A 26,730-nucleotide genomic window follows, 5' to 3' on the forward strand; every position below is an offset into this window, starting at 1 on the left:
TGGATTTTGGATTGAATAAGAAATCTAAAATCTAAAATATCATTGTTAGGCTTTCCAACTCAAAAACCGTGCATAAAGATAAGCAATACCTTCATCAAGAATTGTCCGCACACCTTCGCTAGAACTCCACCAATTTGTTGGATTGTAATCTTGCGTTTTGGCAGCAATCACACCAACTTTAATATTAGGGGTAAGTATTTTTCTAAAAAGAAACCAACTTCTACGAGCATGAACATCTAAGGAAAAAAGATTAATTGATTCTATCTGTAAATTTGAATTGGATAGCCAGCGATGAAATTCGGCAGCAGAGGCATAACTCCGATCTTTAACTACGAAAGGTGTCGGAACAGCTACGACTTTTTCTGCTTCTAAACCGAGTTTTATGAAGGTGGCGGCTGACACTTCTGCAAAGTTCTTGTATCCGATAAGATAACTGCCTTTTCCTAATGTGCCTCCGGTAGTAATTATTTGCCGATAAGAACCAGTTTTAAATTCAGTTAAAGCTTTTTCTATAGCGTAATCTGGTAGCCATCCTTCAACAACTAATACTTCTGCTGAGTCGATTGGGGAAGTTACGGCGAGAAATGAGTGTACATGAGTAAAAATGAAAAATATTAAATAAGCAATCAAAGCGATCGCAATTGCCCACCCCTGAGCCGTAAGTGTCCACATTTCTTGGCGCTTGATTATTTTAATTTTGGGAAATTTTTGACACCGACGATTTTTTGTCCGCATTAAACCTTAGCTAAACGTTGTTCCTTTAAATAGGTAAACACAGACTTATCTCCAATATCAGCAGGAATTGCTTGCACTGTTTTTCGCAGGGCAAACACCAAAAATAAGATTGCCCAAATTCCTAATAAAACACTTTCCCCCTGAGTTGGTAAAATTCCTACTAGATGTCCTAACAATAATATCGGTACTATTGGTGTTAATACTTTGGTTTCTAGGCGATTGAAGCAAAAAGCCTCTTTAAAATAAATACCTGTCAAAGCAACGAAGATAAAGCCAACTCCAAATAAGGTAATCGGTTGATTGTAAACAGTAAGAGCTAAAGGTTCACTACTAGTGATTGCCAGAATCACTGATGCTATGGTACCGATCGCCCAAAAAATTTGCAACGTTCGGTGTAGTGATGCCATGTAAATATGAATGGTAAATAGACTTACACCAAGAGCAAGACTAAAACAAGCATATAGAGGTGTGAGTGCAGTTATAACAGTCTGGTTATTGTTGAGTAAAACCAAAGCGCTGCCGATAGCAAAGCTCAGTGCTGCTACCATCAACCCAGCGCGGTAGATAATTACGCCAGTGCGATCGCTCTGAGTAATTGTAAATTCCCCAAATTGACCTTGATAAACTTCTGGTGTAGAGAGTGTTTGTGTAGTCATAGTTTGCTAATGAAGATTGTTTTGTATATGTATTAATCTTGACAATTCTCAAAAAAAGCTAAAATATACATCTATTATCTGGTAATGATTAGACTAAATTTTACCTGGGGCATTCAAAGTAATCAGAAGCATCCAAAAATGGCAAAGAATAATCAGACTGTTCTGGCGCTAACTTTACTCATCACAGCAAGTCTTATAGGTATATTTGCTGTTTTAGCCTGGATTGGATATTCGCTAACACGGTCTAAGTCTGAGAGCAAAAGTCTAGGAAACACTAATTTAGTCAACACAACTACTAATTCTAGCTCATTGAAGCAAATAGAAATTACCACAGCCCGTAATGTCGATTACAGCCAGTTGCAGAAATATTTACAAAGCAAAGATTGGCAAGGATCTGACCGAGAAACTTACCTGAGAATGCTAGATGTTGCAGGGACTAAGGCACTGGCTGAGGGTGCGATTGGGAAAGATGAAATGAATGCACTTTCGTGTGTTGATTTGAAAACCATTGACAGGCTTTGGAGTACAGCTAGTGATGGTAAGTTGGGCTTTAGCGCTCAAGAAAAAATTTTGAGGGAAGAAAAAAACAACTATCGCAAGATGTATGACGCGGTAGGATGGCAAACCTTAACAGGCGACTGGCTGATTCAGTGGAACTATAATCAGCAAACTAAAAGATACGAGTATAAACCTGGTAAGGAACCAAACTTTAAAACCTTCCCCCCAGGACATCTACCAACTGTGGAAAGAGGATATAACTTTGGTGTTTCTCTGGATGGGGCACTATCGAGATGTGGTATTTAAGTTAGCACCACTTGAAGCGTTTCTTGGCAATCTAACTGCAACTGTGAGTGAACATTACCGCTATTAATGGCAATTTCTACCCAGCCGTGACTGCCAACTAAAGCTATTATCTCTCCCAGCTTGACATCACTGTAAGTTTCACAACCTGGTATAGTCAACCCACCCACTTGTACATACCAAGTTTTGCCTTGTACGTGACTCCCTGGAATATTACTCACTAGGTTGCCAAAGTGGTCAATATATTGAATACAACCTACTACACCAGTTGTTGTTTGGTTGCAGTTGTCTATATCCAGTTTTACCAAACTTGCTGGATCAATTTCTTGTCCTAGCCGTTTGAAGGGTACACCACTAGCAAGATTCGCTCCCACTGGGGCAAAGATATCCCTACCGTGAAAAGTCTTGCTTGGTTGAGGAGTTCGCCAATAGTTAAGATTTGTAAGTTCAACGGCGGCGATCGCAGGACTTTGACTGAGTACCCCGCTAAATATACCATTATCCGGGCCGACCAAAAACCCTTGAGCAAATTCTACTGCGATCGCTCGTCGCTTGCTTCCCACACCCGGATCTACTACTGCCAGATGCACTGTCCCAACTGGGAAATAGGGATAAGCATTCATCAAACTAAACCTTGCGGCGGCGATATCTTGCGGCGGAATTTGGTGCGTTAAGTCTACAATCGTCAGCCTGGGGTTGATTTGGGCTATGACTCCCTTCATTATGCCTACATAAACATCGCGATCGCCAAAATCACTGAGCAAAGTTATAAGTGGTTGTTGATCTATCTGCTTCTTAGACATATTTAAGATAAAATATCTATAAAGTTATAATTTTCTGTAGCAACAGCTACAAAATGTGTGTTATGTTAAGGATGCAAGATATACAGCAAATAATTAAAGAGGGTAATCACTATGAGTCAAAATAGACTACAAAGTGTGAGCAAATCACGAGAAGCTCACAGAGCAAATATTCAAAAAAGCCTAGAGCATCGCTTGGAAGTAGCCAGAGCAAAAGGCGACGAACAACTGATTCGTCAACTAGAAGCTGAGATGAGGTATTCCAACTAAATCAAGTTTTCATTGTTCATAGTTTTGTTGTGTAACCCGCTACGGCGGGTTTTTTCTTTCTAGGGGGTTTCCTGGCAATTTTGCTCTTACAGCGTTTTTTAACCCACTCCCATACTCACACTTCCGGCTCAATACCCAAAGCTCGTAACTGTGCTGCGATATCGCCTAAAACAATAGAATCTTTGCCAAAATTACTTTCATAAACTTTACAGCAAAGCTCGTTAATATCATTTGCCCATACTGTTTGAATATTTGCATTCGCCATACCCAGGCGAAACCCACCGATACCAGCAAAAAGCTCTAAGGCTTTGAGTTTGTTTGTTGTCATCTACAATTTTGAAATCCAAATTATGCTTGTGAGCAAAGAGGTATATTATTCATTATCTTTGCGTTCTAAATTAAAGTAATTGGTGGGCAATGCCCACCCTACTTAGAAAAATTCTCTAGTTCACTAAGACTTTGGTTTATAAGTTGAAGCAACGTGCAATTCTTTCAACTGTTTAGCATCTACACTCGAAGGTGCATCTGTTAACAAACAACGCGCTTGTTGCGTCTTCGGAAAAGCAATGACATCTCGAATAGATTCTTCTCCAGCTAGCAACATTACCAAACGATCTAAACCGTAAGCGATGCCACCATGCGGCGGTGTACCATATTCAAATGCTTCTAAGAGAAAGCCAAATTTACTTTGTGCTTCTTCAGGAGATAAACCAATAGCTTCAAAGACTTGCTGTTGAATTTCTCGTTGATAAATCCGCAGACTTCCGCCGCCAACTTCTACGCCGTTAAGTACTAAGTCGTAAGCTTGAGCGCGTGCAGTTTTTAAATCGCTCAAATCATCGGGATGTGGTGCTGTAAATGGGTGGTGTAGTGCTTCTAGACGCTTTTCGTCAGCATTCCACTCGAACATTGGGAAATCTGTAATCCAGAGTAAGTTGATTTTTTCTGGATCAATTAAGTTAAATTCTTTAGCGATCGCTTGTCGTAATCGATCTAAAGTTTTATTAACTGTAGCAGCTTCCCCTGCCCCAAACAACAGCAGATGTCCAGCTTTTGCACCTGTGCGGCGTAAAATTTCTTGTTTTTGTGCTTCGCTTAAGTTGTCTTTAATCGCGCCAATGGTGTCAATTTCGCCATCATCCCTGACGCGGATATAAGCTAAACCTCTAGCACCGGCTTCGCTGGCTTCTCTAAATAAGTCGCCGCCTGGTTTAATGCGGACGTTAGAAATTACATCGTTACCGTTGGGAATGGGCAGAATTTTGACGATACCACCATTGGTAACAGTGTCCCGAAAGACTTTGAAACCAGAGTCTTTCACAATATCTGAGACATCAACTAATTCCAAACCATAGCGGGTATCTGGTTTATCACTACCGTAGCGTTCCATCCCCTCAGCGTAAGTGAGACGTGGGAAAGGGCGCTGTAACTCAATGTCTTTAACGGTTTTGAAGATATGGCAAACTAAATTCTCGTTTAGCTCGATAATTTCTTCTTGGGACATGAAGCTCATTTCCATGTCCAACTGGGTAAATTCTGGTTGTCTGTCGGCGCGTAAATCTTCATCACGAAAGCAACGGGCAATCTGATAATATCTATCTAAGCCAGATACCATCAGCAATTGTTTAAATAGCTGGGGTGATTGCGGCAAAGCATACCACTCACCAGGATTGACGCGACTGGGTAGAACATAATCCCGCGCCCCTTCTGGGGTAGAACGGGTAAGTATTGGGGTTTCGACTTCAATAAAACCTTCCAAATCTTCCAAATAACGACGCATGGCTTTAACAATTTGATGACGCAGTTGCAAATTTTGCGCCATGCGTTCGCGTCGCAAATCTAAATAACGATATTTCAGCCGCAAGTCTTCCCGCACTGTCTCGGTATCAGCTACAGAAACTTGGAAAGGTAACTGTTTGCGGACAGCATTGAGGAGTTTAATTTTATCGGCGTAGATTTCAACCTCGCCTGTTGGAATGCGGGTATTCAACGATTCTTCGGGACGTTGCGTTACCCTACCAGTGATTTCGACAACATATTCATTTCGGAGAGCATTCGCATATTCGTAAGAATCTGGGGTGCGTTGCGGGTCACTGACGATTTGGACGATTCCAGTGCGATCGCGTAAATCTAAAAATATCACACCACCGTGATCGCGGCGACGGTCTACCCATCCGTAAAAGGTAACTGTTTCTCCAATATGTTCTTTTCGGAGTTCGCCGCAATAATGAGTTCGCATAAGTGTTAATTATTGTTTCCTGGGCTAGATTGGGAAGAAAATGTCAAAGCCTTCCCATTATCTAGCATCAATAGTAATTGTAGTAGTTCTGGTGAAAGAAAAAATCAAATAATCTTACATATATATAAGAAAAGCCATCACACCGAGAAGCTAGGTTTTGCATACACAGGGAGGTGAAAAACTATCACACAGACAGCAGCAATTATCACCTTAATGGATGCCCATACTCGATTCGGTTAACTCATCCCCCGGCTTGAAGCCTGGAGGAAATTGAAGTCATTATAGGAATCCGCTTTGATTCCTGAAATTATTTGTACGATGCGCGTTGACGTTCGCGTCTCTGAAAGAGAAGCCTCTCGCAGAGAAGCGCAGCGCAAGCGCGACAGGGAGGGAACGGGGAACAGAGAAGTCAGGAATAAAAGTGTACTGAGTGTTTTTCACCAAATCAAATATGAGTCTTATAGTCATTAGTCATTAGTCATTGGTGCTAATGACTAAATCGGCGGGCGGCTATCCTGGACACCCCTCTTGTTGGGATGGGATTCCCGCCGATTTTCGTTGAATTCTGCATTTCAACCTTCCCGCACCATCCAAACCAACATTCCCAATAGTATTTCCACTGGCGGAACAGTATAATCATTCAAATCAATACTCAGTGTTTGCCCTTCTAATTTCAAAAATCGCCAAGCCGTACCGCTGCTGACGCTACCATAAATTGTCTTAATCGGTATATTATTGATTTCATTAAACTTTTGCGGAGCAATCATTTCTGCTGCACATTGTCCTAAACCAGGTTTTAAATCACCTTTTTTCGCTTCAATAATCACGATCGCAGGAGCTTCAATAAATATTTGTTCGGGTGAGCGGCTAATTAAAAAATCACATACTCCAGTTAAGCCTAATTCTGATGCGACGGTAAAATCTTCACCCGAAAAAAAGCTGACTTTACGTTCGAGAATTTTCCTAACTTCTACAAGGATTGGACTAATAATTAACTCTGATCGAGCTTTTTCTGAGCCTGTTGCTGTTGCTAGTGGTAGTCCTTCGCTTAGTGCTTCTTTGAGGTAAATACTAGGTTCTATGGACTGGGTTTCGGGTAAAAACCGTCCATTCTCAACCGTAGTTAAGTTAAAGTCGCGTTTGACTTTTGACAGCGAAAAGTCACTATAAGACATTATAAATATGATTAAATATATTGATCCTATCACGCTTATAGGTGTCTTGTTGGCAATGGAATCAACAAGAGCCTCCACTGCTTGATTGAGCATATTTACTGCAATTTACTGGGCTTTTTGCTTCAGTCGTTCTTGCAGAATATCTTAATAAATCACAGATTAGGGACTTGCAATTAAATAATGTACCGATATAGCAATCAGGTTTTACTGTTTTATGATGGATTCAGGGTTTTCAACTGGTACTTTATTTTGGCGCGAGTCCCTTAGCGCATAATATCACTCAGTTTGAGTATCTTTTGTTTTCGCCTGTAATTTTTGAACCTGCTCAACAGTTAAACCTGTGACATCAACAATTATTTCCAGGTTGATACCTTTATTAATCATTTTAATAGCAATTTCCTGAGCTTTTTGTTCAATACCTTGTTCAATACCTTGTTCAATGCCCTGTTCAATACCCTGTTCAATACCCTGTTCAAGCCCTTTTGTAAGCCCTTCTTGCAGAATATCTTGATAAATTACAGATTCGCGCATAATATCACTCCGCAAAATTTTTTTAATCAACTCTTTATTTAATACTAGCCCAGCTAACACTGCTGTTGATGCAGCAACATTACTGCGGATTCGGGTGTCGTTTAGTGCTTCAATAACTTGGGCGACTTCTTCTAAAGTTCGCGTTTGATCGTTGGTTTGGCTTAAAGCTGCAAAGGGTAGCAAACCTGGAGAATTGAAAAATACTTCGGTTGGCTGTTCCCAAAGTCGAATTACTTCAAATCTATGGAGGCTATTTTCTAGAACAAATTCTGTTTGATAGACTAGCTCAGAATCGCTTGGTTTTAGGTAAATAACTACCTGACGCATTCGCTTATGGGGAAATTTTCTATACCCCCGCAAACGATAATCACTCATCCGAAAGGGAATATCGGCTTTAGGTGTCGTTTGGAATTCGAGATGGAGGACAATTTCATCGGACTGCAACAAAATTAGTGCATCGGCGCGGATGGGTTCAAGAGATAATTCAGATGGACTAAGTTGGGTAAGAGTTATTGGTTCACCGAGTAGCCAAGTTGCAAAGTCGCTGGAAAATGACTCGGCGAGAAACTTGCAGACATTATCGAACATAGACCAGATTATATCAGTTTAATAACAGACCAGAGGCCGATCGCTAAAATTACACTTGGAACGCACTGCAACGATCGCAATTGTGCCAGATCGCTTCCCTGAGTTGAGTAATTTCTTCTACAGCATCCTCACTGCTGACTCTACGCAAATTAAATGTGAAAAAGGTTATAAAATCTTATTAAGAAGTTACAGTACATACCCATAATACAGGAACAAATTTAGTAATATTTTTTTCTTGACTAATGGCCCCTAACTCCTGACCATTAACTAATGACTCAAGTAGATATTCTCATCCTTTCCAATGGCCCAGGTGAGGTAACAACCTGGGTGCGTCCAGTAGTCAAGGCGTTGCGGCAAGAACTAGGCGATGACCGTTCCATCGTCAGGATTTCTGTGGTATTGTCACCTTGCCCAAATGCGACTGGCAAAGAAAGAGTGATCGCTCTTTCTTACCCAGAAGTAGATAGAGTTCAGGGAGCAGAGCATTTTTGGCAATTTTTGCTTTGGGGCAAAACATTTGATCATTGGGACTGGTGCGATCGCGGTGTCGTCGTTTTTCTCGGCGGCGATCAAGTTTTTCCCGTAGTTATAGGCAAAAAGCTCGGATATCGCACAGTAGTTTACGCCGAATGGGAAGCCCGTTGGTATAAATGGATTAACCGCTTTGGCGTGATGAAACCCCAAGTTGCTGCCCGTGTCCCCCAGAAATATGCTGACAAATTCACCGTTGTCGGTGATTTGATGCTAGAAGCAGCAGGTGAAGCAGGAGAAAGCCTAGATTCAAATTCTTCTCTGCCGATTATTCCATCACTCAAAACTGAATTAATTGGTATACTCCCTGGATCAAAAGCAGCAAAATTAGCTCAAGGAGTGCCATTATTTTTAGGTATTGCCGAATATATCTACGCTCAAAGACCCCAAACCAAGTTTGTGATTCCTGTAGCCCCAACTTTAGATTTACAAACTTTAGCTAGTTTTGCCGATCCTCAAAAGAACTCTATTGCTAAATTTTTTGGCTTTGGCGGTGCTTCCTTAATTGTTCCAGAGGAGGCTAAAGGCAAAGCATTGCTAAAAACAACAACGGGTTTAACTGTAGAACTGTGGCAAGAAAACCCTGCATATCACTTATTATCCGAGTGCTGTATCTGCTTGACTACAGTGGGGGCAAACACTGCCGAACTCGGTGCTTTAGGAGTGCCAATGATTGTTTTGCTGCCAACGCAGCAACTTGACGCTATGCGTTCTTGGGATGGTTTACCTGGGTTGTTAGCAAATCTGCCAGGGCTAGGTACGCCTTTTGCTAAGGTAATTAATTGGCTATTTCTGAGATTCGTGAAACGCAAAGGTTTATTAGCATGGCCAAATATCTGGGCACAAGAAGAGATAGTACCCGAACTTGTGGGAAAACTTCAACCGCAAGAAGTTGCACAAATGACTGTAGACTTATTAGCCCATCCAGAAAAATTGGCTGAAATCCGCGCTAAACTCCGTAATATTCGCGGTGAAAGCGGTGCTGCCCAAAAGATAGCACAGATTGTTAGCGAGGAAATTGGGAAATAATACCATTTCACTTAAAAAATGATACACATGGGCAAGCAGAGGAGCAGAGGAAGTGATCTGTATCAATAATTTCGTGAATTGGTATAAGGGAGATGAGGAAGCAGGGGGAGCAACATTCGCCCTAATCTCCCTCATCTCTCTTAATCCGAGGATTCTGCATCTCTGCGCCCAAGTTCATAAATGCCGGCACCCATACAGGCTAATATACCTGTACTAATTCCCCAACTTTCACCTAAACTAATTTCCAGACCCCAGTTAAATAAAGTGCCGACTACCAAAAAAGGCACAATGCTAAATAATGAGGCGTAGAAAGCGTTTTGGGATTCTCTAGCTTTACGAGTCTTTTCAAATTCTGACTGGCTGGTATAAAGCGATCGCTCGGCAAAGTTAAACCAGCGATTGAGTTGCTTAATTACCCATTCCCTGGTTGTGGAAAAACCTAAATATAGCGCCAATGACCACAAACTCGCTCCGGCGATCGCGATCGTGTCTAACTCAAAGCGGAAAGGCAAAATTTCAGTCAGCATTGCTTGGGGGAGTCCTGCAATCAGAATTCATAATACTCTACCTATAAAGGGTATTCTGACCAAGAGGCAGGGGAGCAGGGAGCAGGGAGGTGGGGGGAAAGATACTGGAATTCCACTGCAAAAAGGGTTTCAAGCCCCTAAATTTAACGTGAGTTCGATGAACCTCTCCCTCCCAACCTCCCTCTCCGAAACGGAAAGGGAGGAGCAACGAAAAATTAAGCTTTTTGCTCCCCTCTCCGTGTCGGAGAGGGGCTGGGGGAGAGGTCAAATAAGACTTGTCGAACTCACGTTAAATTTATGAAGAAGGGGAAGGGGGAAAGGTAAAAACCTCGCCCCTTGTGGGCGAACTGTTCATCCCTTTTCCCTTTTATTTATGGGGTTTCCTCCCTGCCCCCTGCCCCTTTTCCTCTTCGTTGACTATTGATTCTGAGTTCTTCTTTATAAAGGTGGAATTTTTGCTAAAATGCCCTTTTTCATTCCTTCTGGACGCTCTGACCAAGGCAGTAAACCATCTGCTTTGCCATAGTATTGACTAGCACATTGCAGTACCGCAGAGGCACTACCATCAACGCCTAAGTCACCAAATAAATATGTTAATTTGCCTTTGGCAGTAAAGGCAACTACACAAGAACGATTACAAGCACTCATACATTCAACTTCCTGAATCGGGAATTGATCTCGTAAATCCCAATCTTGTGCAAGCTGCTGAAGTTGGTTTAGAAGTTTTTGACCACCAGTTTCACCGAAAGGTTTGCCATTTTGCCAAACACTGGCACAAGTTTTGCAAACAAATAAAGTATGTTCAGCAACACCCAAGGGACTGGTTGGGGAAATATTTACAGTAGTAGTCATCTGTACCTCGCAGATATGTGAAACTGATAAATCTATTTCGGCGGGCATCCTGACTCACTCAATTTGAGATTTTCGATTCCTGAGTTCCTTAATCTCAAATTGGTTCACAGTTGCGGGACAGCGCCGGATTTACACCGAACTTTCCCCGTTACCTCTGGTAGCTGACTCCCACCAGAACCGAATAACCTTATCGATCATACACTACGGACTGGGGATTGGGGACTGGGAAGAGTTGTCTTCTGGTGCGAACACTGCGCGAACATTTTAAATGGCGCAAGAGCTTGGAATACTTTGAGAGGTTAGTGGTGTTCAGATCCCCGACTTCTTAAAGAAGTCGGGGATCTAGCAGCCCAACAAATTTAATGGGACAGACTACTAGTACAACACGGCGGAAATAAACCACCCATTTACAATAGCCAGAAAGCTTACAAAATAAGCATTCTTTCTTTTTACTTTTGCCTTTTTACTTTTGCTTTCTTGTACTAGTGTATATCTGAGGGCAACTAACTACCAAATATTTATTGTTTTAACCTTTTGCTAGCTGTCTCTTAAACTTACCGGGATAGTTTGAAATTAAGGAATACGAATTAATACTAGTAAAGTATGTACTTATTTTATGCTACATACTCAATTTTTTTATGCTGATATTGTCTTGCGATCGCCCCACGAATAAGTCTCAGATACCCACTTTATTCTCAGGAGCTTAAATATGTAAATGATTTTATCTGTATGAACATTACATTTTAATGTGATGTATTTTACTACGACGAGAAATTATTCTTGATACCAAATTTTCAGGCACTTTTTAAAGCATTGCGAAACCTGCGATCGCTTTTTGAATAGTGTTTTGGATAATTACCAAGGGCGATCGCACTTAATCAGTAAGCAATCGTACTTCATACTTCATCTGACTTTTCAAAGCGTTGCTGATTGCTCAAAAAACAACTATTTATTTACTGAGGTGTCGGTATGCCTGTTAATTTCAGTGGTTCCTATTCTCAAGATTTTGATGGTCTTACCACAAGTACTTCTACTACTCCTTGGAGTAATGATACTACATTAGCTGGCTGGTCTCTTTTCAGTCAGCCTGTTCCTGGTAATGCGATCGCGACTTACACAGCAAACAATGGAAGTGCTAATTCTGGCGGTTTTTACAGTTATGGTTCAACAGGCTCGACCGATCGGGCGTTAGGGGGGCTTGGTTCAGGAGGAGCCTACTTTGGTAATCCCGCATTAGGAGCCGTTGCTGGATGGATTGCCTTTTCTGCCACAAATACCACTGGCTCAACCATTAACAGCCTAAATGTTGCTTTTAATGGTGAACAATGGCGCAACAATGGAAACGCTACTGCTCAGTCAATGGTTCTAGAGTACGGATTTGGTACATCCTTTACTACAGTTCCTAATTGGACTACCCTTGGTGGAAACTTTAATTGGACTTCTCCTATAGCAACTACAAGTGTTGCTGTGGTTGATGGAAATGTAGCTGGTCGAGTAGCTAATCTGGGTGGTACACTCAATACCTTAAATTGGGGAAATAACAGTACACTCTGGTTTCGTTGGATTGAAAATAACGATCCTGGAAACGATCATGCTCTAGCGATCGATGATTTTTCTTTATCGGTACCTGTTCCTAGTTCAGCAGGTGTCACCATTACCCAATCAGGGGGTAGCACAGGTGTAACTGAAGGTGGTGCTACAGATTCTTACACAGTAGTCTTGAATAGCCAGCCAACAGCAAATGTTACCATCAATATCAATAATGGCGATATTCAAACAAAAACCACAACCAACGTTAATAGCTTAACTTTCACTCCTGCCAACTGGAACGTAGCCCAAACCGTAATAGTAACTGCGGTAAATGATGGCTTGGTTGAAGGAAATCATTCTAACACCATTACTCATACAGCAACTAGTACAGATACTAACTACAACGCCATTACAATTCCTGGACTTGCAGTAAACATTACCGACAACGATTCGGCTTCGTCTACTCTCCGAATCACCGAGTATATGTACAGTAGTGCTGCTACTGGTGAATTTGTCGAATTGACTAACGTTAGTAATACAGCCATAGATTTAACGGGATGGAGTTTTGACGACGATACTCGCACCCCCGGCTCATTTAACTTGAGTGGTTTCGGAACCGTTGCGTCTGGGGAGTCCGTAATTATTACAGAAGCTACTGCTGCGGCTTTCCGCACCGCTTGGAGTCTTCCTGCTTCTGTGAAAGTTCTCGGTGGTAACGCCAACAACCTCGGACGTGCTGACGAAATCAATATCTACAATGCTTCTAATAGTCTCATCGATCGCCTCACTTATAACGATCAAACTATTGCAGGTAGTATTCGCACCCAAAATGTTAGCGGCTCCACTAGCAATGCAAATCTTGGTAGTAACGATATCACCAAATGGCAGCTTTCCTCGGTAGGTGATGCCAACAACTCTTATTCAGCCGCCGGGGACATTGGCAGCCCAGGCATTTACATTATTAATACCACAACTCCGACAGCGCCAACTATTCAACTGGACACAGCCAGCACCACAGACTTATTAGATGCTAACGGTGCTTTGGCTGCTACAGGGACGGGGGCAATTAGCGGTGTAATTGGCAACCCCAACGATCCGGCAAAAACCTTGGGTATAAACTTTACGATCGCGGATTCCGATACCCCTGTAGATAATTTGACTGTCACAGTCACCAGCAATAATGCCGCAGTGGTTCCTAACGGCAACCTCACCCTAACTGGCACTGGCAGCAGTCGCAATCTCAAAATTAATCCTGTCGGTGTTGGGACTGCAAACATTACAGTAAGTGTCAGTGATGGTACTAGTACTGCTAACTATGCGATCGCCTACGCAGCATCGGCGAATGATGGTACTGCTACAACTCAATTTTTAACGGGTACGAGTGATGCCTCTACAGCTATTCCCGTGGGTGGGACATTCTTCTTAGAAGCCGATGACGAAAATCAAGTTTTGCGCCTCTACGATTCCAGCAAGTCGGGACTACCGATAACTGGGTTTGACTTCACAAGTTCTCTTGGACTGACCGAAAATCGAGAAGTCGATTTGGAAGCTTCTACAAAAGTAGGCAATCGTATTTTCTGGCTAGGATCACAAAGCAATAGCGATGATGGGAAATCTCGCCCTAACCGCGATCGCATTTTTGCTACAGATATTAGTGGTACGGGAGCATCCACCACACTCAGTTATGTAGGTCGCTATGACTTTTTAAAGGAAGACATCATCAACTGGGATGTCACCAACGGTCACGGTAAGGGAGCTAATTACTACGGTTTGGCTGCCAGTGCTGCCACTAATGTCGGGTCGAAGCAAGCGGACGGCTATAACATTGAAGGCTTAGAAGTTTCCCCCGACAATACCACAGCCTATATTGCCTTCCGCGCTCCCCAAGTTCCCCCCTCTGGACGCTCCAACGCACTCATCGTTCCCGTCACTAACTTTGCTAGCTTGATATCAGCTAGTAATGGTGGTACACAAGGCTCGGCACAATTTGGCGCTCCCATCGAATTAGATTTAGGTGGTCGGGGTATTCGAGAAATTCGCAAGAATGCCAATAACCAGTATGTGATTATTGCTGGCCCAGCAGGAGACGCAGGAGTAGCCCCGAATGATTTCCGCCTCTACACTTGGGATGGCAACCCCAACAGCGCTCCCCAATTGCGGGCGGCGACATTCCCTCCTAGCTTCAACCCCGAAGGAATTATCACCATCCCTGACAACTTAACAGATACTTCGCAAATTCAATTCGTCAGTGATGATGGCAATAGCGTTCTGTACAACGACGGTACAGCAGCCAAAGATTTATCACAGAACAACTTCAAAAAGTTCCGCACCGATAGCATTACACTCGGCGCTGTAGTCCTCACTCCTCGCATTCACGACATCCAAGGCGCATCTCACATCTCGCCGTTAAATGGGCAAAAAGTCGCTGATGTCGCAGGAATTGTCACAGCCCTAAAATCTAATGGCTTCTATTTGCAAGACCCCAACCCAGATAACGACGATCGCACTTCTGAAGGTATTTTTGTTTTTACCTCATCAGCCCCAACTGTGCAAGTGGGTGATTCTGTATTAGTCGGCGGTACAGTGAGCGAGTTCCGTCCTGGTGGTGCTACCAGCGCCAACCTGACGACCACAGAGATTATTACCCCCACGATTACCAAACTCTCCAGTGGCAATGCTTTACCAACTGCCATAATTTTGGGTAATGGTGGCAGAACTATCCCAACGTCGGTAATCGACAACGATACTACTGGTAATATCGAAACTGGAACGACCACCTTTGACCCTGCCCAAGATGGCATTGATTTCTACGAAAGCTTGGAAGCAATGCGAGTACAGGTAAATAATCCTGTGGCAGTTAGTCCGACTAATTCTTTTGGAGAGATTTGGTTACTGGGAGATAACGGCGCTAATGCTACCGGACGCACAGCGCGCGGTGGTGTGGTAATTAGTCCCAATGATTTTAATCCAGAGCGTATCCAAATTGATGATACTCTATTTACCTCTGGTAGCTCACCCCAAGTTAACGTCGGTGCGACATTCGGAACGATTACGGGTGTGGTCGATTATAGTTTCAGCAACTACGAAGTTCTACCAACCTCGGTAAGTGTAACTTCCAACACGCTGACCAAGGAAGTTACTAATTTAACTCCCACCACCGATCAATTAACAGTTGCTACCTTCAACGTCGAAAACCTTGACCCAGGTGATGGTGCAACCAAGTTTAACAACCTTGCCAGCCGCATTGTTAATAACCTCAAATCACCAGATATCATTAGTCTCGAAGAAATTCAGGACAATAACGGGCCGACGAATGATAGCGTCGTTGATGCCAGCACCACTTTCCAAACATTAATTAATGCAATTACTGCTGCTGGTGGCCCCACATATCAATATCGCCAAATCAACCCAGTAGACGATACTAATGGCGGTGAACCGGGTGGCAATATTCGAGTGGGTTTCTTGTTTAATCCCAATCGTGTCAGCTTTGTAGATCGCCCTGGTGGTACTTCCACCTCCAACACTACAGTCACTAACGTCTCTGGTGTTCCTACAGTTTCTAATAGTCCTGGTTTGATTGACCCCACCAATCCCGCCTTTACTAGCAGTCGTAAACCCTTAGTTGGTGAATTTACTTTCAACGGTAAAACTGTTTATATAATTGGCAACCACTTTAATTCTAAAGGTGGCGACCAACCGCTATACGGGCCAAACCAACCGCCAACCCTCAGTAGCGAAGTGCAGCGTCAGCAACAAGCTACGGTGGTGAAAAACTTTGTCCAAAGTATTTTAGCGATCGCCCCCAATGCCAATGTAATAGTAGCGGGTGACTTAAATGATTTTGAGTTCTCTAACCCCGTCAGCATTTTAGAAAGCGCTGGACTGACTTCTCTAATTGAAACCCTGCCTGCAAACGAGCGTTACACCTACAACTTTGAAGGCAACGCCCAGACACTTGACCACGTTTTAGTAAGTAGTAGTTTGCTCAGTAAACTGGATGGGTACGATGTAGTTCACATCAACTCAGAGTTTGCCGATCAGGATAGCGATCATGACCCCAGCCTAGCTCGGTTTAATTTGCCCGGAAATACTGCTCCTACAGATATTTCATTGAATGTTACCAGTGTCAATGAAAATGTTCCAGCAAATACAGTGGTAAGTACATTTACTACTACTGACCCGGATACAGGTAACACTTTCAGCTACAGCTTAGTTGCTGGGACTGGTGATGCAGATAACGCTGCATTTGCGATCGCCAACAACACTTTAAAAATCAACGCTTCCCCAGACTTTGAAAGCAAATCTTCCTACAGCATTCGGGTACGCAGCACCGATAATGGTGGACTTTTCGTAGAAAAGGCATTGACGATCCAAGTTAACGATCTCAATGAAGCACCCACGGTAGTGCAACCCATTGACGACCAAATTATCTCTACGAATAAAGCTTTCTCCTTCAATGTCAGCAATAAATTTACTGACGTAGATCGAGGCGATACCCTCAGCTACAGCGCTACGGGCTTACCCACTGGTTCTAGTATCGTTGCTAACACAGGTGTAGTATCTGGCAATATTTCTCAAGCTGGGATATTTGCAGTCACAGTTACCGCCACTGATAAGAGTGGCGCTAATGTTAGCGATTCTTTTGACCTGACTGTTGCCAATAATAAGGCGACATCTGGCAACGACATCATCTTTGTCAGCGAGCTTACTGGTTTGAACAGATACATAGTCAATGCTCTCGCTGGAAGCGATCGCGTCATCGGCACTAATACCAGTGAGTTAATTGACGGTGGATCGGGCAATGATTACCTTGATGGCAAAGGAGGTATAGATGTACTCCTTGGCGGCGATGGTAATGACACAATCTTAGGTGGACTTGGCAGTGATGCACTTTCTGGAGGCAATGGTAATGACCGCCTCATTGGTTGGGGAGGAGGTACAAACGAAATTGACCTCCTCAACGGCGATCAGGGTGCAGATACTTACGTTTTAGGTGATGCTAGTTCAGTTTTCTATACTAGTTCCCGTAACAGTGATTACGCCGATATTATCAACTTCCAAGCAAACGATCAGATTCAGCTTAAGGGAGTTGCTAACAATTACTCACTAGGGTCAGTTAGATCGGATGTAGGCATTTTCACCAACAATGGAACGGAATTGATTGCTGTTGTAGAAAACGGGTTAAATCGCAATACCAATTTGGCAACAGATACTCGTTTCGTGTTTGTTTAACGCACATTCAAGCGATCGCCCTTTGGGGAAACTTGAGAGCGATCGCATGAGGTAACGCCGTGTACGACTTTCTCTCAGACCTAACCCCCAACCCCTTCCCTACAAGCGTTGGGGAGCGAGAATCAAAGCCTCTCTCTGTTTCGGGGAGAGGTTTGGAAGTGGGGTTTCAAGAATAAGTCGCACATCGCGTGAGGTAACACAGGCGTAGAAAGTAAGAGTTTGAAATGAAGGCTTTTGCAAGAAACGCCCACTCCCAATTTTCTTGGAATCTATCTTGAAATTTAACTATGGTTACTACAAACACAATTCGCTTTCCTCAGTTCGATGAACCAGGGACAACCATTCCCAATGTGGGGTTTGTGAGGCAGAGTATTTTTCCCACAGGCTTTATTCCTACTGGTGCGGCGGGAACAGTAAATGGGGTACAGACTCCAGTGGGTGGACTTTCTGGTGTCACTTATGATGCCGCAAATAATCGATATTACGCAATCTCAGACGATCGCTCCCAAGTTGCCCCAGCCCGTTTTTATACCTTCACTGCCAATGATTCCGGGGTGACTTTTACCAATGTCACACCCCTCAAAAATAACAACGGCAACTTCTTTGCTCTTAACAGCCTCGACCCAGAAGGTATTGCTTTAACCAACAATGGGACTGTTTTCATCTCTTCGGAAGGTGAAGTTAATCCTAGTGCAGGTCGTGTTACCAATCCCTTTATTAAAGAGTTTTCCTTAGCTACAGGGCAAGAGGTACGCTCACTACTTGTCCCCAGTAAATTCCTACCAGTAGTTCAAGATACCAATGGCGATGGTATTGTCGATGCAGGTGATACGCAGACATCAGGTGTTTACAATAACTTAGCCTTTGAAAGCCTTACCATTACACCCGACCAGAAAACCCTATTCACCGCCACTGAAAACGCCCTCTCTCAAGATGGATTAAAGGCTTCACTCACCAGTGGCAGCCGTTCCCGGATTCTGCAATATAATCTGGTTACAGGACAAGCAGAAAAAGAATACCTCTATATTACTGATGCAATACCCGAATCGCCTAACCCTAGCACAGGCTCCGCTGACAATGGTTTGGCAGATTTATTAGCGATCGATAATCGTGGCACTTTCCTTGCGTTGGAACGCTCCTTTGCCCAAGGTGTAGGCAACACCATCAAAATCTACGAAGTTTCTTTGCAAGGTGCAACTGATATCAGTTCCTACGATTCTCTCAATAATTTGAGTGCTGAACAACTAGCAGTGATCGCACCTGCTCAAAAACGTCTGCTGTTGAATTTAACTGACCTCAATCTGCCTACTGATGCAAATCACCCGATTACAGGAGTGGATAATATAGAAGGCATTGCCTTCGGCCCCAAACTAGCAGATGGTCGTCAGTCCATTGTGTTGGTGAGTGACAACAACTTTGGTAGTACCCAATATACCCAAATCCTCACCTTGGGTGCAGACTTAGTTCCCACTGCTGCACCCACAGTAGAAACTCGTCCCGATTTATTTGACGATGAAGATCCAGCACTACCTGTTGTAGATCAAAATGCTGATGCTGATGACCCTGCCATTTATGTTAATGCCACAAATGCTGCCAATAGCCTAGTCTTAACCTCAGTCAAAAATGCTGGATTGCGGGTTTATGACTTGTCTGGTAATTTGTTGCAAACAGTTAATCCCGGTGGCATTCGCTACAACAACATTGATTTGCAATACGGTTTTAAATTAGGCAATCAATCTATTGATATTGCCGTTGCTAGCGATCGCCAAAATGACAAACTAGCAATCTTCAAAATCAACCCCAACCCCACCACTCCCGGTCAATACCTGGAAAATATCACCGATAGTAATATTGGTACAATCTTCCAAACATCACCTTTTGAACCTCCCTATTCTGCATCAACTCGCAGTTCTTACGGACTTACCTTATACCGTAGCCCCATAACGAATGATTACTATGTCTTTACCAGTCGCCGCCAAACTGGAGACATAGCTCAATTCAAATTGATTGATAAAGGTAATGGTCAAATTGGGGCGGAACTGGTGCGCGAGTTCACCATCCCCTCACCCACCGCAGCAGGGCGTTCTCCTCAAACAGAAGGTATGGTGGTTGACCAAGAAACCGGCTTTCTCTACATCGCCCAAGAAGATGTAGGCATTTGGAAATTCCAGGCAGAACCGGATAGTGGCACAACAGGTAAGCTAATCGATCGCGTCCGTTTTGAGGGTGGTTCTCACCTCACCGATGACGCTGAAGGGTTGACCATCTACTACGGCAAAAACGGCACAGGCTACTTATTAGCATCCAGCCAAGGCGATAGCACCTTTGTTGCCTACACACGTGAAGGTAATAACGAATACGTGGGTAACTTTGCCATTGGTAACAATGGGTCAATTGACAGCGTGCAAGAGTCAGATGGCGCTGATGTCATTAACGTGCCACTGGGGCCTAACTTCCCATTTGGTTTATTTGTCACTCAAGACGGCTCCAATGAACCAGCCGAAACCATCGATGGCGAAAATGTCAACTCTAACTTCAAGCTAGTACCTTGGGAAAATATAGCCAATGCCTTGCCCAATTCTCTAAATATCGACACCACTAGTTACGATCCTCGCAATCCTGCTAACCTGACAACCTTCTCCGGCAATTTTGGTTCTAGCAACAGCGATAATGTGACAGTTCAACCAGGAAAAACACTCTTAGCAGGTGACGGCGCAGATTTTGTCGAGGGTACTGAAAATAATACAATCCAAGCTGGAAGCGGTGATGACACTGTACTCGTAGGTAGCAACTCTTCAGTATCCGGTGGAGACGGTGACGATCAAATTGTAATTGGTCAAAATGGCCCGGCTAAAAATACCAATGCTGATGGTGGCAATGGTAATGATGTTATTACCGTGGTGGAAGCTAGTGGTAGTAATAATTTGTTTGGGGCGGCAGGTGATGATACTCTCACAGTAATTGAAGGTTCTCATCAATCATTATTCGGTGGTTCAGGTAACGACACCCTCACCAGTAACGACAGCAATAACCGTCTTTATGGTGGTTCTGGTGATGACAAACTCTTCTCCAATGCCAATGACTCCGTGTTTGGTGGCGACGGTGATGATGTGCTATTTGCTGGTCAACAGGGTGGTAATAGCCTCAGTGGAGGTACTGGTGCTGACCAATTCTGGATTGCTAACGCCAGTCTGCCAACTAGCAAGAATATCGTGACTGACTTTGCGATCGGCATTGATAAAATCGGGCTTGGCGGTATTGGTGTTAGTCAATTTAGTGGTTTAACACTATTGCAACAAAGTAATGACACTTTAGTGAAGACAGGAAATACTGATTTGGTTTTATTAGTTGGAATTACATCAACTAATCTTACCGCCAATGATTTTGTTTTCTCTGCTAGTGTAGGAGCTTAATTTTTTGCCTAGATTCTGATAGAAAAGCCTTTCGTAGTGACGTATAGCTGTGCGTCACTACAGTTTATTTGTTGGATTGGGAATTTGATGCGATCGCTAGCCAATTAAAACTAATAGAATTCAAATTCTATCTCCTCATAATCATCATTGAAAATTTATATTTGTATTTATATTTAATATCATGTCCGCTAAATCACTTACGACAATGATAAGTGTTTAAGCGGACATGATATTACTTTTATTCTTTATTTTTTAAATTCAACAAAAACTATTTTTGCAGCTTAGATATAGCAGTCCTAGATAATCTGTAAAAATTATATCTCTCTTTCTTCTTTCTTCTGCGTCCTTGGCGTCCTTCTCTAATGAGACGCTGCACGAAGGCGGTTCATTTTCTAATCTATATTTTTCACAACTCAAATAGGATTGCTATATACTTTAATCATTTCTTCTGCCTAACTTATTCTTTTCTTAATCTTTTAATGAAAATATTAATAATGCTCAAGTTCTTTCATAACTACTATCGACAAACTTAAGCTTGAAATCTAGTTGCATACTTGTACTCGATAGCACAGATTAGTAGTGAATTACGACTATCATTCATTACTCCAGCTTTCAACAACTCTGAAAAAACACGTTTTTTGTAAATGTATTCTCGGAATTAATTGCAGAATATTACTGAAATTAAACTTTTTTAATTCTGAAATATTCCCATAATTCCAGTTTATTAAAAACGTGGTTTTTCCCCAAGTGATGTAATTGGATAACTTGAATAGTTTGTGATGTAGCTAAATCCAAATACCCAAAAAACATTCTAAATTATGGCAATTGAGAACGGAAGAACAACGACTCCCGCTTATATTCAGGCACTTGATGGATCAAATTACAGACTGAATCAACTGTTGACAGTTGGCGATGAAATCCCATTGCTAGAGGGTGAATTTGGTTCCTTTGTCCCTAGTGGTACTGAAAAGTATGCTTTTACAGGCATCCCTGACGGTCTGGGCATTTATGAGACTGACGATGCTTACTATGTATTTGTCAACCATGAATTAAGTAACACTACCAAAACAGATTTCTCCAGCACAATTTCTGGACAAATTACAGGCGGTAGAATTTCGCTATTGCAATTTGACAAAAACTGGAGACTAGTAGGTGGTAAAGACCTAATAGAGAAAGCGGTTGATAGTAAAGGTAATGAATTAGGCAAAATTACAGTTACATCCGATGCTGTAACCCAAACAGGTATTAACTTTGGTAGATTCTGTTCAGCCTACTTAGCAACTTACGGCTTTGAAGGTGGGCCAATATTCTTTAGTGCTGATGAGCAGGATGGTAATAGTTTAGGTTGGGCAATAACAACTAATGGTACAGCTCAATCCATAGATGGTTTGGGTCGCTTCGCCAAAGAAAACGTACTAGCAGCATCTCAGTATCGCGCCACCAATTCCGGTAAAACAGTTTTACTGTCAACCGAAGACAATGGTGATGGCGAACTGTATATGTTCGTTGGTAATCAGACAGCAGAAGACCCCAATGGCTTGAAAGATGGAGATTTGTATGTCCTGAAGGTAACAGGATATGACAACGAAACTGTCGCAGAAGGAACAAAGGTAAAAGCTACTTGGACTAAGGTCGATCGGTCAGCAATTTATAATACCAAAGGTACAGAAGACCGTTCAGACGACGAGCTACTCAATAATGGTACTTCTCTGAGTGATTGGGTCAATGGCAGCGATAATGGCGTACTCCGTTCTACAAACTTCCGTCGTCTGGAAGATATAACCGAAGACCCAAACAATCCAGGTACTTTCTACTTTGTTACTACCGGGAATACAGATACAGTTCCCGGTACAAATGTTGAAGATAATGCTTTTGGTAAGGCTTATCGCTTCAGCCTGAATGCAAGTGACCCAACAGCAGAGATTAACAACTTTGAATTGTTGCTAACTGGCGGCCCGAATACAGGGGTAAGCTACGACAACGTAACTGTTGACCGAAATGGCAAACTCTTACTCCAAGAGGATACAGCCGGTCGCGGTGGGGAAATCATAAATGCCCAACAGCGTAACGATCGCGTTTGGTCTTACGATATTGCCACCGATACTATTAAACCTCTGTTTGAAGTTGACCAAAATGCCCAAGGTACTGCCTTTAATACTGAACTTGGTTCTTGGGAAAGCTCTGGGATTATAGAAGCCGCCTCTAATCCTCAACTGGGTCGCAGTTCCTACTTATTTGATGTCCAAGCTAGCGGTGTAGTCAATGGTGTAGATCCAAACCAGTTGAATGTACTTAATGGTGAACACAGCCGCGGTGGTCAACTTATACTGGCGACACCTATACCCCAAGTTGAGTTAGTTGGTTTTGCTTCATTACCTGCTGATACCTTTGGTAATGGGCCAACTTCTGGTCAGGGAATTTCCGCCAATGGCAGAACCGGGCCTTTCCCAGGACAGCCAATACAGGGTTTTAGCGGTGTCCAATTTGCTAACAGCAACTCTCTCTACTTCCTCTCAGATAATGGCTACGGTAGCAAAGATAATAGTGCAGATTTTCTACTGCGGATCAATCGTCTAGACCCGAATTTTAAGGGAATAGAAAATGGAGATGGCAGCGTTAAAGTCTTAGACTACATCCAATTTTCTGACCCTAACCACAAAGTTCCTTTTGGAATTGTTAACGAAGCAACTAATGACAGATTACTAACTGGTGCAGACTTTGATGTAGAGTCATTCGTCTTTGATAAAGATGGGACAATCTGGGTTGGAGATGAGTTTGGCCCTTACCTACTGCATTTTGATGCCACTGGTAAGTTGTTAGAAGCTCCCATTGCGACACCCGACCATTTCAAAACTTTAAATGGAGAAGCACCTAAGGTCATTGGTCACAGAGGTGCAAGTGGCTATCGTCCAGAACACACCTTAGAGTCTTATAAGCAAGCAATTGCGCGAGGTGCTGACTTCATTGAGCCTGACTTGGTAGTAACAAAAGATGGAGTGCTAATTGCTCGCCATGAACCTGCTTTAGCAGTTTTGAACGCTGATGGCACTGTCAATTTCAACAATACAACCACAGATGTTTACAAGCATCCAGAGTTTGCCGATCGCAAAAAAACGGTAAGTTTAGATGGAAACACAATTACAGGTTGGTTTGCTGAAGACTTCACTTTAGCTGAAATCAAGACTTTGCGCGCAGAAGAACGTCTACCTTTTAGAGATCATTCCTTTGACGATCAATTTGAGATTCCTACCTTCACAGAAATCATCAATTTGGTTAAGCAAGTAGAAGCCGAGACAGGTAAAAAGATTGGCATCTACCCTGAAACGAAGCATCCAACCTATTTTGCCAATGAAGCTACTTATGTAGGCACTACGGACAAAATACACCGAAACATCAGTCAGTTACTAATTGATACGCTGAAGGCAAATAACTTCACTGACCCCAGTCGCATCTTCATCCAGTCCTTTGAAGTCAGTAACCTCAAAGAACTGCATGATACCATCATGCCTGCGGCAGGGGTAGATATTCCACTGATTCAACTTCTAGATGCAAGTGACATTGATATCAATGGCAAGATTATAGAAAGTCAGCCCTATGACTTGAAAGTAAGTGGTGACACTCGCACCTATGGCGACTTGCGAACACCCCAAGGCTTGGCTGAAGTTGCCACTTATGCTGACGGCATTGGTCCTTGGAAGCGGATGATTGTTAGCGTCAAAGGTACTGATGCTAATGGTGATGGCAAAGCCGATGATGTGAATGGAGATGGAGTAGTCAATGATGCTGATAAGACAACATTAGCTCCCTCTACCTTAATTCAAGATGCTCATAATGCAGGGTTGCAGGTTCATCCTTATACCTTCCGAGCAGAAGATCAATACTTAGCAGCAGATTACAAAGGCCAGCTAGCACTAGAAATTCAGCAGTTCTATCAATTAGGCGTAGACGCGCTATTTAGTGATTTCCCAGATATCGCGGATGAAGTACGGGATCAACTCAGAGATAATCCTCAGTATAATGTAGTGCGATCGCCACAAAATCCCGATGTGCTTTCAGGTGATGCCTTTGCTAACTTGGGTAGTTCCAAAGGTTTTGAGGGTGGAGCAATTAACGCCAGCAAAACCAAGCTCTATTTCCTCCTAGAAGGTACGGTTCAAGGCGATACTCCTGGTGCTTTGCGGATTAACGAATTTGACCTCGCTAGCCACAAATACAGCAATCAGCTACGCTACTACAGATTGGATAATCCGTCAAATTCTATCGGGGATTTAGCAGTCATTAATGACAATGAGTACCTGGTCATTGAACGGGATAACAATCAAGGCGCTGCGGCTAAATTTAAGAGGATTTACAAAATAGACTTGTCTAAGACAGATTCTAATGGCTATGTAGCGAAAGAAGAAGTTGCAGACTTGTTAAACATCAAAGACCCCAACGACCTGAATGGGGACGGTAAGACCACCTTTGATTTCCCATTCCAAACCATTGAAAATGTTCTAGTTGTTGACAAAAATACCATTTTGGTAGCCAATGATAACAACTATCCTTTCTCTACAGGTCGTCCGGGGAATGATCCTCAAAATCCAGTCATAGACAACAATGAAATTCTACTGCTGAAGTTGGAGAAGCCGCTTAATCTTGCTCCTGGCTTAGGTCAACCACAACCTGAAGCAATTAATTTTGGCTCCACTACTGGCGATAATGTTACCGTTCAGCCAAATCAAACCTTATTAACAGGTGACGGAGCGGATTTTGTAGAGGGTACTACTGGTAACACAATTCAAACTGGAAACGGTGATGATACAGTGCTAGTCGGTAGAGACTCTTCAGTGTCCGGCGGAGAGGGTAACGATCGGATCTTTATTGGTCAAAACGGCCCGGCTCAAAATACTACTGCCGATGGTGGTAATGGTAATGATGTTATTACCGTAGTTGAAGCTAGTGGTAGTAATAATTTACTTGGAGCGGCAGGTGATGATAATCTCTCAGTAATTGAAGGTTCTCGTCAATCATTATTTGGTGGCTCAGGTAACGATACACTTACCAGTGGCGGTAGCAATAACCGTCTCTACGGTGGTTCTGGCGACGATAAACTCTTCTCCAATGCCAATGACTCGCTATTTGGTGGCGATGGTGATGATGTGTTATTTGCTGGTCAAGGGGGTAGTAATAGCCTGACTGGTGGTACTGGTGTTGACCAATTCTGGATTGCTAACGCCAGTCTGCCAACGAGCAAAAACATTGTGACTGATTTTGCGATCGGCATTGATAAAATCGGGCTTGGCGGTGTTGGTATTACTCAGTTTAGTGCTTTAACACTGTTACAACAGGGTAGCGATACTATCGTGAAAACCGGAAACACAGAGTTAGCTTCATTACTGGGAATTACATCAACTAGCCTGACAGCAAATGATTTCGTTTTTTCTGCTAGTGTCGTTTAGCCAAAAGATGATTACAGCTTAGATTCAACATTCAAAATTAATTAAGCTGTAGCGATTTTGCGAATGCAGGGGAGTGATATAGCAATCATATTTGATTTGCTCAGATCCCCGACTTCTTGAAGAAGTCGGGGATCTTTTTATTCATAAATATCCTTCTTTTTTTGTCCCAAATCTTAACTTGTTTATAACTTTCCTTAAACATGGAACAACTATCTTTTGAGACAGTAACCAAAGTTAAGTTCATTTAATTGTCTGCACTAATTTGTGTGGACACTAAGCATTTTGTTGCCAAATACTACTCAGGTTTCTGTAGCCAATAATTTTTGTTTGGGTTGAGTGTAATTAATGGCTCATTACTACATTCACCAATTGCTGCGATT

14 protein-coding genes, 1 pseudogene and 1 riboswitch are annotated in these 26,730 nt (G+C 42.8%); of the genes and pseudogenes, 6 read left to right on the forward strand and 9 right to left on the reverse strand.

Translation table 11 applies throughout. The annotated features are described in order from the left end of the window. Positions 1-45 precede the first annotated feature (45 nt). Together V7L07_RS19010 and V7L07_RS19015 are read right to left on the reverse strand one after the other, a co-directional pair. Positions 46-735 carry a YdcF family protein gene (locus V7L07_RS19010; protein WP_335060415.1) on the reverse strand — a complete coding sequence of 230 codons (690 nt, stop codon included), beginning with the start codon at positions 733-735 and terminating at the stop codon, positions 46-48. Continuing rightward, positions 735-1,391 carry a DUF2301 domain-containing membrane protein gene (locus V7L07_RS19015; protein WP_335060417.1) on the reverse strand — a complete coding sequence of 219 codons (657 nt, stop codon included), beginning with the start codon at positions 1,389-1,391 and terminating at the stop codon, positions 735-737. Before V7L07_RS19015 ends, V7L07_RS19010 begins: the two co-directional genes overlap by 1 nt. Positions 1,392-1,529: 138 nt before the next feature. On the opposite strand from V7L07_RS19015, the gene V7L07_RS19020 reads away from it, so the two are divergent. After that, complete coding sequence (locus V7L07_RS19020; protein ID WP_335060419.1) at positions 1,530-2,195, forward strand: GUN4 domain-containing protein; 666 nt, start codon at positions 1,530-1,532, stop codon at positions 2,193-2,195. Here the strand turns inward: V7L07_RS19020 and V7L07_RS19025 are convergent. Further along, a complete protein-coding gene (locus V7L07_RS19025) occupies positions 2,192-2,995 on the reverse strand; it encodes an SAM hydrolase/SAM-dependent halogenase family protein (RefSeq protein ID WP_335060421.1) in 804 nt (267 codons plus the stop codon). The two genes, V7L07_RS19020 and V7L07_RS19025, sit on opposite strands and share 4 nt — an antisense overlap. Positions 2,996-3,106: 111 nt before the next feature. Here V7L07_RS19025 and pirA point away from each other — a divergent pair, with 111 nt between their 5' ends. After that, on the forward strand, positions 3,107-3,262 hold the full coding sequence (gene pirA / locus V7L07_RS19030) for an arginine synthesis PII-interacting regulator PirA (protein ID WP_335060423.1): 156 nt from the start codon (positions 3,107-3,109) through the stop codon (positions 3,260-3,262). 115 nt (positions 3,263-3,377) lie between these two features. On the opposite strand, the gene V7L07_RS19035 is transcribed toward pirA, so the two are convergent. From V7L07_RS19035 to V7L07_RS19050, 4 genes are all read right to left on the reverse strand, one after another. Beyond that, on the reverse strand, positions 3,378-3,590 hold the full coding sequence (locus V7L07_RS19035; RefSeq protein WP_335060425.1) for a DNA cytosine methyltransferase: 213 nt from the start codon (positions 3,588-3,590) through the stop codon (positions 3,378-3,380). 123 nt (positions 3,591-3,713) lie between these two features. Beyond that, the gene (aspS, locus tag V7L07_RS19040) at positions 3,714-5,501 is read right to left on the reverse strand and encodes an aspartate--tRNA ligase (protein ID WP_335060427.1); all 1,788 of its coding nucleotides are present in this window, start codon (positions 5,499-5,501) and stop codon (positions 3,714-3,716) included. A 572-nt stretch (positions 5,502-6,073) separates the two neighbouring features. Further along, positions 6,074-6,676 carry a hypothetical protein gene (locus V7L07_RS19045; protein ID WP_335060429.1) on the reverse strand — a complete coding sequence of 201 codons (603 nt, stop codon included), beginning with the start codon at positions 6,674-6,676 and terminating at the stop codon, positions 6,074-6,076. A 276-nt stretch (positions 6,677-6,952) separates the two neighbouring features. Further along, the gene (locus V7L07_RS19050; protein ID WP_335060431.1) at positions 6,953-7,795 is read right to left on the reverse strand and encodes an Rpn family recombination-promoting nuclease/putative transposase; all 843 of its coding nucleotides are present in this window, start codon (positions 7,793-7,795) and stop codon (positions 6,953-6,955) included. Positions 7,796-8,065: 270 nt separating this feature from the next. On the opposite strand from V7L07_RS19050, the gene V7L07_RS19055 reads away from it, so the two are divergent. Then, a complete protein-coding gene (locus V7L07_RS19055) occupies positions 8,066-9,355 on the forward strand; it encodes a lipid-A-disaccharide synthase (RefSeq protein ID WP_335060433.1) in 1,290 nt (429 codons plus the stop codon). A 140-nt stretch (positions 9,356-9,495) separates the two neighbouring features. Here the strand turns inward: V7L07_RS19055 and V7L07_RS19060 are convergent, their stop codons facing one another. Together V7L07_RS19060 and V7L07_RS19065 are read right to left on the reverse strand one after the other, a co-directional pair. Then, positions 9,496-9,882, reverse strand: coding sequence for a hypothetical protein (locus tag V7L07_RS19060; RefSeq protein ID WP_335060435.1), 387 nt, complete (start codon positions 9,880-9,882; stop codon positions 9,496-9,498). Between the two features lie 438 nt (positions 9,883-10,320). Then, entirely contained in the window at positions 10,321-10,734 is a 414-nt protein-coding gene (locus V7L07_RS19065; protein WP_335060532.1) for a DUF1636 domain-containing protein, read from the reverse strand. A gap of 22 nt (positions 10,735-10,756) precedes the next feature. After that, a riboswitch (cobalamin riboswitch) is annotated at positions 10,757-10,931 on the reverse strand. Positions 10,932-11,703: 772 nt separating this feature from the next. Between V7L07_RS19065 and V7L07_RS19070 the strand changes: the two genes are divergently transcribed. The 3 genes and pseudogenes from V7L07_RS19070 to V7L07_RS19085 form a co-directional block, all read left to right on the forward strand. Next, the gene (locus V7L07_RS19070; protein WP_335060437.1) at positions 11,704-17,496 is read left to right on the forward strand and encodes a lamin tail domain-containing protein; all 5,793 of its coding nucleotides are present in this window, start codon (positions 11,704-11,706) and stop codon (positions 17,494-17,496) included. A gap of 359 nt (positions 17,497-17,855) precedes the next feature. Beyond that, positions 17,856-20,909 carry a phytase gene (locus V7L07_RS19075; protein ID WP_335060534.1) on the forward strand — a complete coding sequence of 1,018 codons (3,054 nt, stop codon included), beginning with the start codon at positions 17,856-17,858 and terminating at the stop codon, positions 20,907-20,909. Between the two features lie 824 nt (positions 20,910-21,733). After that, positions 21,734-26,350, forward strand: a pseudogene (locus V7L07_RS19085) (esterase-like activity of phytase family protein); the annotation flags it as partial. Positions 26,351-26,730 lie beyond the last annotated feature (380 nt).

Origin of the sequence: Nostoc sp., assembly GCF_036916985.1 — a bacterium.
GTDB lineage: Bacteria > Cyanobacteriota > Cyanobacteriia > Cyanobacteriales > Nostocaceae > Nostoc.